Source organism: Actinomyces sp. MRS3W (assembly GCF_032465695.1).
Taxonomy (GTDB): Bacteria; Actinomycetota; Actinomycetes; order Actinomycetales; family Actinomycetaceae; genus Actinomyces.
Genome location: NZ_JAWDJJ010000282.1, coordinates 1 through 2,376, shown reverse-complemented (window position 1 = coordinate 2,376; position 2,376 = coordinate 1). Strand labels below are relative to the sequence as shown.

The window sequence follows — 2,376 nt, the reverse complement described above, 5'->3', positions numbered from 1 at the left end:
GATCATGGCGGGGCTGCTGCACATTCGCGTGCCGCTGTTGGCCCGCCGCGCGGTCACGCTCGTGCCCGCGCTGGTCATTATCGCCGTCGGGGCGGAGCCGACCTGGGCGCTCGTGCTCAGCCAAGTGGTGCTCTCCTTCGGCATTCCGCTGGCGATTGTGCCGCTCATGCGGGCCACGGGGTCGGAAACGGTCATGGGCCAGTGGCGCGACGGCGCTGCCCTGCGCTGGACCGCCCGGGTGGCGGCGGCACTCATCATTGTGCTCAACCTGGCCTTGGTCGTACTCACTCTGACCGGCAACGGGTGAGACGACGGTCCGCCAGCCGTTTCAAGAGGTGAGGCCGCTCAAGGTGGAGACGGCCACAACGAGTGAGACCGTCAACAGCAGCACCCCGAAGATCACTGTCAGCACCCATGGCTTGGCCTTGGTCGACAGCGGGCCGCCGAGCATGCCTCCCAGCATGCTGGAGGCGGCGAAGGCGAGCGTCAGTGCCCAGTCGATGTGGATGTCGGTGCCCACGCGGGCCAGCAATCCGCTGATGGACGTGATGACCATGATCAACAGGGATGTGCCGGCGGCGCGGCGCATGTCCAACTCCAGCGCCAGCACCAGCATCGGCACAACCACGAAACCGCCGCCAACACCGAAGAACCCCGTGAGGAAACCGGTGCACAGGGCCGCCGCCATCACTGCGACGGGGCCGCGCCCCTGCCCGGAGGCCTGGCTGGGAACCGGACGCATGCGACGCGCGCGCAAACCTTTTCGCAGCATAACGACGCCGACGACGGCGAGCATGGCCGAGAACATGCCCATGAGTGCCGTTGCGGGCACGAGTGCGGAGACTCGCGCCCCTAGCACCGATCCGACAACCGAGGCGAGGGCGAAAAGGGCGCCGCGGCGCCACACCACACTGCCGCTCCTGGCGTGGTGAGGCAGGCTCACTGCGGCTGTTGCCCCGACCACCACGAGGGAGGATGCCGCGGCGGTATGGGCGTCCTGGCCGAGCAGGTAGACGAGGACCGGAACCGACAGGATCCCACCGCCGGCGCCGAGGGTGCCGACGACGAGTCCAACGCCGACCCCCACCACCAGTGCCAGCGCGATCATGATGGTGCTCCCGAGGTTGCCAGCACGTCGGCCACCGGGATTCCTTGCCGCACGGCATCTGCCATGCGCAGCACCACCGGGGCCGCGTGGGTGAAGAAGGCGTAGTACCCGGCGCACAGGTGGTTGAGGCCGGCCTCGCCGTCGGAGGTGATGTCGAAGCGGTCCTTGGGACACCCGCCGTTGCAGGCCCACCGCACCGGGCACTCGCGGCACTGCCGGGGCAGGCCGGTGCGCTTGCTGGTTCCGAACTCTCGCTGCCGAGGCGAGGAGAGCATCTGTGTGAAGTCGGAGCTGAGCACGCTGTCCAGGCGGTAGCCGGGCTCCACATAGTGGTCGCAGCTGTAGACGTCGCCATTGTGCTCGATCGCCAGGGCATCACCGCATTCAGGAGCATGCGCGCACAGCGAGTAACGCCCGAGCGCGGCTCCCACCATGACCTCAATGTGCTGGACGAAAACCCGGCCGACATCGTGCTCAAGCCATTCGTCGTACACGGCGGAGAGGAACTGACCCCATGCCCGTGGGGGAACGGAGCGCGACGTCGTGTCCGCCCCCTCCTGCCGGTACAGGACGCGGTGACCGGACTCGTCGCGCCAGCCCGCCTCGGCAACGGACTCCTCACCGCTGGCCACGCGTTCCACGATGGGGATGAACTGGATGAAGTCCACCCCCAGCTGGTCGCGCAGGTGCCGGTACACGCGCAGCGGCTCACTCACGTTGACGGCGTTGACAGTGCACAGAACATTGGTCTCTACCCCGTGCTCCTGCAACAGCCGCAGCCCGCGCACCACCTGGTGGTAGGTGCCCCTGCCGGCCTTGTTGACCCGGTAGACGTCGTGCAGGTCCTCCGGGCCGTCGATGGACACGCCGACCAGGAAGTGGTTCTCGGCCAGGAACTGCGCCCACTGCGCATCAATGAGCGTGGCGTTGGTCTGGATCGCGTGGTGAACCACCTGGCGGGGCCGTTTGAGCTCCTCGGTGATCGCCACGGCCCGGCGGAAGAAGTCGAGACCTCGCATGGTGGGCTCGCCACCCTGCCAGGCGATCTCCACCTCGCCGTCGGGCTGCGCGGCCAGATAGCGCTCAAGGAAGCGGCGCAGCACCGGCTCGCTCATGCGCTGCCCGTGAGGGTTCCACAGCGCCTCCTTGGACAGGAAGAAGCAGTAGGAGCAGTCGAGATTGCAGGCCGCTCCCGTGGGCTTGACCACCAGGTGGAAGGGACGACGGCGCAGGCTGGGAGAAGGGTTCATGGGCCGGGGCGGGGGACC

The 2,376-nt window shown here is 68.0% G+C and carries 3 protein-coding genes; 1 reads left to right on the top strand and 2 read right to left on the bottom strand.

Features of this window, described 5'->3' with window-relative positions; all coding sequences use genetic code 11:
* On the top strand, positions 1–307 hold a 307-nt coding region (locus RWX45_RS10830; protein ID WP_316023733.1), incomplete at its 5' end, for a divalent metal cation transporter.
* Positions 308–328: 21 nt separating this feature from the next.
* Here the strand turns inward: RWX45_RS10830 and RWX45_RS10825 are convergent.
* Complete coding sequence (locus RWX45_RS10825; RefSeq protein ID WP_316023732.1) at positions 329–1,108, bottom strand: sulfite exporter TauE/SafE family protein; 780 nt, start codon at positions 1,106–1,108, stop codon at positions 329–331.
* Positions 1,105–2,376, bottom strand: a 1,272-nt coding sequence (locus RWX45_RS10820; protein WP_316023731.1) for an anaerobic sulfatase maturase, incomplete at its 5' end; no start/stop codon positions are given. The genes RWX45_RS10820 and RWX45_RS10825, both read right to left, overlap by 4 nt.